We start from the raw sequence: 5,575 nt of genomic DNA on the forward strand, positions 1-5,575 counted from the left end.
GCCGGGTGACCTGCGCAGGTCACCCGGCCCTCGGCCGTTGCGCTCGTCTCAGCCGAGTCGATGCACGCGGTAGCCGGAGCTGGGGCCACCGAACTCCAGCCCGTTCTCGTCGAGGGCGTTGGAGACGGTGACTCGTCCCTCGGCGAAGACGAGGCTAACGGCCACCATGCCGTCCGCCATGTCCCCGCCGGCCCACTCGAGCAGCTCGACGGCGTCCAGGCGCGCACCCTGGAGAGCGGCCAGCTCGGCGTTGGCGTCGTGCCGCCACACGAACCGGAACACGTGGTCATCCGGGTGGCCCCGGTCGCCGTAGGTCCAGGCCGGGCGACGTACCGGGTCGATGGTGTTCCAGGTCAGGGACAGGTCGTCGAACTTCTGGTGGTCGACCTCGACCTGCTCGTGGCCGAAGTCCAGCAGGACCGGGGCGTCGGCGAACCACTCATCGTCGGTCAGGTCCCAGAGCAGCCAGGCGCGGCGCAGCCGGTGGCCGGTCAGGGCCCGCAGCCGTGCACCGTGCGCGACAGTGATGGCCGGCAGCCCGCGCAGCCGCGCGGGCTCGTAGCCCTGGATGTCGAAGAAGGTCACGCCGGGATTGTCCGCGAGCGGATTGCTCAGGGCAGCCGGGTTTCCGTGCTGATCAACGTCACGCTGCACGACGTGCCCCGCGCGCCTTCGCTGACCCGCACGTTCGACACCACCACGTCGGCCTCGCCGCCGGTCGGCAGCTTGATCCTGGCCGTGCCGCCGTCCAGGGCCTCCGCGGCCGTCGCGGCGCCGGACAGCTGCCAGAGGCCGTCGGTCTCGGTCTCGATCAGGTCCACGCGTTCCAGGTCGGCCGCGTTGCCGTCGGCGTAGACGAGCCGTGCCGGTCCCGAATAGCTGAACATCGCCTCTCCCCTGCGTCGCCCTACGCCTGGAGACACGCATGGCGCGGGCGCGAGGTTCACGTGGTACCTCTGACCCGTGACGCGGTGGACGGTGCACGGCACCCGCAGGATCTACGAGTCGGAGTGGATGAGCGTCGACCTCGACGACGTCGAGGTCCCCGGCGGCGACCGCTTCGAGCACCACGTGCTGCGCCTGCCCTACCCCTCGACGGCCGTGGTGGTGGTCGACGACGAACGCGTGCTGCTGATGTGGCGTCACCGGTTCGCCACCGACGCGTGGGGGTGGGAGATCCCGGCCGGGCGGCTTGAAGAGGGTGAGTCGGCGGAGACTGCGGCGATCCGCGAGACCGAGGAAGAGACCGGCTACAAGGTGGACGTCGAGCCGTTGGTGAGCATCCACCCGATGAACGGCATCAGCTCGCACACCACGCACGTCTTCGTGGGCGGCAACCCGGAGAAGACCGGTGAGCACGACCCCGCCGAGGCCGCGAAGGTGGAGTGGGTGCCGTTGCGGGACGTTCCCGCGTTGATCCGAAAAGGACTCGTCCCGTGCGGAACCACCCTGGCGGTACTTACCACCTACCTCACGCTGAAAGCCTAGAGCGGACCTCCATCAGCGCCTCGCCGAGCAGGTTCAGGCCCAGCCACGCCGAGGGGTCCGACGCGCGCGGATCGGACGCGACCAGTCCGATGCCCCACACGCGGTCCTGCGGGCTCGCTTCGACGAGCACGCGGGAACCCGTGCCCAGCAAGAAGGAACGCAGCGCCGGGTCTTGGCCGAACTTGGCGAGGTTGCCGTCGATGACGATGCCGAGCCGCGACGACTCCCAGACGTCGTCCGAGAAACCCGTGACGCGCCGGCCCAGCGCCTTGGCCTCCGCAGGGGTGCGCGCCGCGAGCACGCGCGCGGCGACCGCGGTGTCGTCGAACAGCAAAAGCCTTGCGCCACATCATGTAGTGCTCGGCGGAGGCGAACTCCTGGCCGTTGGCGACGAACGTGCACGGCCACCACTGCGACAGGCACCCCTTGCCGATGCTGCCGTCGTGCTCGGGCTGATGACCCCAGAAGAACAGGAACTTCACACCCGGACAGTAGGCGACCTAGCCGCGCGACTCCTCCGGGTTTTCGTCCGGCTCCGGCATCTCCGGCTCGCGCCACGCCTCGGCGCGCGTGGGGCCGTTGGCGCGCAGCTCGTTCTCGACCTCCTTCTTCAGGTGGTCGTCCTTCAGGAAACCGTGGGTGTCGCTTCCGCGTTGCGTCATGCACCAAGGCGTACCCACACCGCGGCGGAAATCACTTCGGGAGCGGAATGCCCGTCACGGTGATCGCGGCGCCGGTTGGCGCGAACTGGCCGGAGATCGAGCTGAAAGTCAGCGTGAGCGAGTTCACACCGGCGCTGACCTTCTCGTCCAGCACGACGGTGCCGGAGGTCGTGGTGCCCTGGGTGACGAGGCCGTCCCACTTGCTGCTGGAGGCCGCGTAGGTGCGCTTCAGGTCGTCCAGGACCGCGATGCCGTCCACCGGGAGGGTCATCCTGGCCTGGGAGGCGTTGGTGGCCGTGACGAAGAGCTTCACGCGGCCGTTCGCGGCTTCGACCCGCGTGACCTCCACGGTCAGCATGCCGCGTTGCTGCTTGAACGAACCCGTCCCGACCTTCACGTCGGCCGACGGTTCGGTGGTTTCCATTGCGGCGTCAGGAGTTTCGACGCTGTTGGACGTGGTCGTCGTCGCGGTCGCGTTGGGCTGGGCGGCGGATTTGCCACCGCTCAGTGCAAATTGGATCACACCCAGTAACGCGAGCACGCCGACAGCCACGCCCGCGATGGCGATCACGGTCTTACCTCGGCGCGTGACCCTGCGATGCTGCATGACTTCCTCTGTTCGACCCCCGCGACAAAACACAGCTCCCCCATGAGCGGCGTCCAGTCTCATCTCGATGGGGTGAAACGTCAATGCGCTAGTGTCCGGACGTGTCCCAAGAAGTCGCCGAATTCACGGCTCCGCAGCTGCTCACCACCCACATCGTCGGCTCGGCAGCCGAGGCGCTCGAAGCGGTCCAGGCCGCTGACGTGCTCGACCTCGGTGTCCGCGCCTACAACCGGCTCGTTCCCGACGCCGACGACGCCGACTCGCTGGAAGAGGAGTGGGTGGTCGAGGTCTACACCAGCGCACCTGCTGTCGACCCCGACGCGGACGAGGACTGAGCAGTTCAGAAATCGGGGGCGCTCCGGCCAGGAGGAGTGCCCCCGAACCTGAAGAAATACGTGAAGATTTCAGACGGTCAGAACTGCTTTTCCGCGCACGTGCCCGCCTTCGAGCAGTTTGTGCGCCTTCACCGCGTCCGCCAGCGGAAAGGTTTGTTGCACTTCCACATGCAATGAACCCGCGGCGACGAGATCAACCAGCCATTGCGTCTGCGCGGCATCGGGCCGCGCCCACGTGTTGACCACGCCGTGCTCCAGAGCGCGCGGACCTTCCACAATGGACGTCATCCGCGCCCGGTCGCGCACCAGCCGCAGCGACTGCTCGAACGCGAGCCCGCCCGCGTTGTCCGTCACGACGTCGACCTGCCCGTCCCCGCCCACCAGCTCGGCGACGGCGTCCACCAGCGCGTCCCCGTACGCGACGGGTTCGGCGCCCAGCGACCGCACGAAGTCGTGGTTGCGCGGCGACGCGGTCCCGAGCACCCGCGCGGCACCGAGCTCCCGCGCGATCTGGACCTGGAGGTGCCCGACACCGCCGGCGGCGGCGTGGACCAGCACGACGTCACCGGGACCGGTGCCCACGGCCTTCAGCGACTGCAACGCGGTCAGCCCGGCCAGCGGCAGCGCGGCCGCCGTCACGAAGTCCACCTCGGGCGGTTTGCGCGCGACCAGGCGGTCCGGCAACGAGACCAGCTCGGCGTGCGTGCCGAACTGCACGTGGTCCTTGCGCGCGTAGGCGAGCACCTCGTCGCCCGGTTTCCAGGCCTGCACGCCGATGCCGACCGCCCGCACGACGCCGGCGACGTCCCACCCCGGGATCAACGGCATGTGGTGCGGCATCAGCCCCTGCAGGTATCCGGCTCTGATCTTGGTGTCCACCGGGTTCACCCCGGCGGCACGTACCTCCACCAGCACCTGGTCGGGTCCGAGCAACGGGTCGGGCAGCTCCTGCAGCGACAGGACGTCGGCATCGCCGAACCGGGTCAACGCGATGGCTTTCACAGTCCCTCACCGTAGAAGACACGCTCCGCCACCGCACGGGCACGGCGAGTGGTCCTGCGGTACTCCTCGAGGAACTCACCCGGATCGCCACCGGGCTCGTGCCCCATCACGGAGGCGACGGCGACGAGGTCGCGCCCGGACGTCGGCAGCTGGTCGGAGGCCTTGCCCCGCACCAGCGTCACGGCGTTGCGCGCCTGTGTCGCGAGGTTCCACGCGGCCGTGAGCGCGGCGGCGTCGTCCGCGGCCAGCAGACCGGCCTCGACGGCGGCGTCCATCGCGGCCATTGTGGACGGTGTGCGCAGGCCGGGGACGGTGCCGGAGTGCTGGAGCTGCAACAGCTGCACGGTCCACTCCACGTCCGCGAGACCGCCGCGGCCGAGCTTCGTGTGCGTGCTCGGGTCGGCGCCGCGCGGCAGGCGTTCCGCGTCGACCCGCGCCTTGATCCGCCGGATCTCGCGCACCGACGCCGCGTCCAGGCCGTCCGCCGGGTACCGCAGCGGCGCGATCAGCTCCTCGAAGTCGGCGCCCAGCGCCTCGTCGCCCGCGATGAACCGGGCCCGCAGCAGCGCCTGCTTCTCCCAGATCTCCGCCCACTGCCGGTAGTAGGCGCGGTAGGACTCGAGCGTCCGCACCAGCGGCCCCTGCCGCCCCTCCGGCCGCAGGTCCGCGTCCACCTGGAGCGGCGGGTCCTGCGACGGCGCGCCGAGCAGCCGCCGGATCTTCTCCACGACCCCGCTCGCCCACTTCACCGCGTCGGCGTCGGACACGCCCTCGAACGGCCGGCACACGAACATCACGTCCGCGTCGGAGCCGTACCCGAGCTCGTGGCCGCCGAGCCGTCCCATGCCGATGACGGACAACGCGGCGACGGGTTCTCCAGACGCCCGCACGGCCGCGTCCAGCGCGCTCTGCAGCACCGCTCCCCAGACCTCGGACAGCGACACGCACACCGTCTTCAACGGCATGAACCCGAGCAGGTCCGCGGCGGCGATCCGCAGCAGCTCATGGCGCCGCAACGACCTCGCGGCCGCGATGGCGCGCGCCGCGTCGCCGTAGCGGGACACGGCGCTGCGCAACGGGTTTCCGATCGAGTGCGGGTCACCGCCGACCAGCGCCTCGGTGTCGGCGAGCAGCCGCAGCACCTCCGGCGCGCGCACCAGCAGGTCCGGCACGAGCCGGGACGTGCCCAGCAGGCACGCGAGCCGTTCGACGACCGCGCCCTCGTCCCGCAGCAGCCGCAGGTACCAGGGGGTTTCGGCGAGCGCCTCGGACACCTTCCGGTAGGCGAGCAGCCCGCCGTCCGGGTCGGGCGTGCCGGCGAACAGGTCCAGCAGCACCGGCAGCAGCGCGCCCTGGATGCGAGCTCGCCGCGACATGCCGTGCGTCAGCGCCTGGATGTGCCGCAACGCCCCGTCGGGCGAGGTGTAGCCCAGCGCGGCCAGCCGGGCCACGGCCTCCTTGGTGGTGAGCCGCAGCGCCTC

Annotated in this window: 9 protein-coding genes; 2 read left to right on the top strand and 7 right to left on the bottom strand. The window is 70.3% G+C overall.

Annotation, left to right across the window (positions count from 1 at the left end; translation table 11 throughout):
* Positions 1–48: 48 nt before the first annotated feature.
* Positions 49–585: a hypothetical protein gene (locus VF330_RS34615; RefSeq protein WP_330855942.1), complete on the bottom strand. Its 537-nt coding sequence runs from the start codon at positions 583–585 to the stop codon at positions 49–51.
* Between the two features lie 26 nt (positions 586–611).
* Positions 612–887, bottom strand: coding sequence for a hypothetical protein (locus VF330_RS34620; protein WP_330855943.1), 276 nt, complete (start codon positions 885–887; stop codon positions 612–614).
* A gap of 76 nt (positions 888–963) precedes the next feature.
* Here VF330_RS34620 and VF330_RS34625 point away from each other — a divergent pair, with 76 nt between their 5' ends.
* Positions 964–1,488, top strand: a complete 525-nt coding sequence (locus VF330_RS34625; RefSeq protein WP_330855944.1) for an NUDIX hydrolase — start codon at positions 964–966, stop codon at positions 1,486–1,488.
* Here the strand turns inward: VF330_RS34625 and VF330_RS34630 are convergent.
* From VF330_RS34630 to VF330_RS34640, 3 genes are all read right to left on the bottom strand, one after another.
* On the bottom strand, positions 1,472–1,822 hold the full coding sequence (locus VF330_RS34630; RefSeq protein WP_330855945.1) for an NADAR family protein: 351 nt from the start codon (positions 1,820–1,822) through the stop codon (positions 1,472–1,474). The two genes, VF330_RS34625 and VF330_RS34630, sit on opposite strands and share 17 nt — an antisense overlap.
* Before the next feature lie 166 nt (positions 1,823–1,988).
* Complete coding sequence (locus tag VF330_RS34635) at positions 1,989–2,150, bottom strand: hypothetical protein (protein WP_330855946.1); 162 nt, start codon at positions 2,148–2,150, stop codon at positions 1,989–1,991.
* 31 nt (positions 2,151–2,181) lie between these two features.
* Positions 2,182–2,757 (bottom strand): hypothetical protein, encoded by a 576-nt coding sequence (locus tag VF330_RS34640; protein WP_330855947.1) that lies wholly within the window; start codon positions 2,755–2,757, stop codon positions 2,182–2,184.
* Positions 2,758–2,858: 101 nt separating this feature from the next.
* On the opposite strand from VF330_RS34640, the gene VF330_RS34645 reads away from it, so the two are divergent.
* Positions 2,859–3,092 carry a hypothetical protein gene (locus tag VF330_RS34645; protein WP_330855948.1) on the top strand — a complete coding sequence of 78 codons (234 nt, stop codon included), beginning with the start codon at positions 2,859–2,861 and terminating at the stop codon, positions 3,090–3,092.
* Positions 3,093–3,161: 69 nt separating this feature from the next.
* On the opposite strand, the gene VF330_RS34650 is transcribed toward VF330_RS34645, so the two are convergent.
* Both VF330_RS34650 and VF330_RS34655 read right to left on the bottom strand, forming a co-directional pair.
* Positions 3,162–4,094 carry an NADP-dependent oxidoreductase gene (locus VF330_RS34650; RefSeq protein WP_330855949.1) on the bottom strand — a complete coding sequence of 311 codons (933 nt, stop codon included), beginning with the start codon at positions 4,092–4,094 and terminating at the stop codon, positions 3,162–3,164.
* Positions 4,091–5,575: bifunctional [glutamine synthetase] adenylyltransferase/[glutamine synthetase]-adenylyl-L-tyrosine phosphorylase (locus VF330_RS34655; RefSeq protein WP_330855950.1), on the bottom strand; the 1,485-nt coding region annotated here is incomplete at its 5' end. The genes VF330_RS34650 and VF330_RS34655, both read right to left, overlap by 4 nt.

Origin of the sequence: Lentzea sp., assembly GCF_036380075.1 — a bacterium.
In the GTDB taxonomy this organism is placed as follows: Bacteria; Actinomycetota; Actinomycetes; order Mycobacteriales; family Pseudonocardiaceae; genus Lentzea.